A 660-nucleotide genomic window follows, 5' to 3' on the forward strand; every position below is an offset into this window, starting at 1 on the left:
TGGTGTACTGCCTGCAACGTTAATTTCTCCTGTTGATCCGTTGATTGACAAACCTGGCGTTGAACTATACGTTCCACCTGTGGTAAATCCTACAACTGTTGTTGGAGTAATGTTTGATCCATTACTACACACTGGAGTTGAATAACTAAATCCTGTTACTGGAGTAACAATTGGATTAATAGTAATAGATGCTGTTGCAACTACTGCCGGACATCCAGCTGCTGCTGCAATAGTATACGAAACTGTATATGTTCCTGATGTACTTGCTGCTAAATCAACTTCTCCTGTTCCTGCATTAATAACCAAACCTGGTGTTGAAGAATAAACACCTCCTGTATTTCCTGTTTGGGTTACCGTTGCTAAGCCTGTTGCACAATATGGCGAACCAGCATAAGAAATTGTTGCTACTGGTAAAGCCGTAATTGTAATATTAAATGTACTACTTCCTACTGGACCACAAGTAGTGGCTGGATATAAATAAGTAATAGTATAATTTCCTGGTGTACTTCCTGCAACGTTAATTTCTCCTGTTGATCCGTTAATAGATAAACCTGGTGTTGAACTATACGTTCCGCCTGTGGTAAACCCTACAACTGTTGTTGGAGTAATATTTGCTCCATTGCTACAAACTGGTGTTGGATATGTAAATCCTGTTACTGG

1 pseudogene is annotated in these 660 nt (G+C 39.7%); it reads right to left on the reverse strand.

Annotation, left to right across the window (positions count from 1 at the left end):
- A pseudogene (locus tag OJ995_RS13505) lies at positions 1-660 on the reverse strand (adhesin); the annotation flags it as partial.

The sequence above is a fragment of the Flavobacterium lacisediminis genome (assembly GCF_025909975.1).
In the GTDB taxonomy this organism is placed as follows: domain Bacteria; phylum Bacteroidota; class Bacteroidia; order Flavobacteriales; family Flavobacteriaceae; genus Flavobacterium; species Flavobacterium lacisediminis.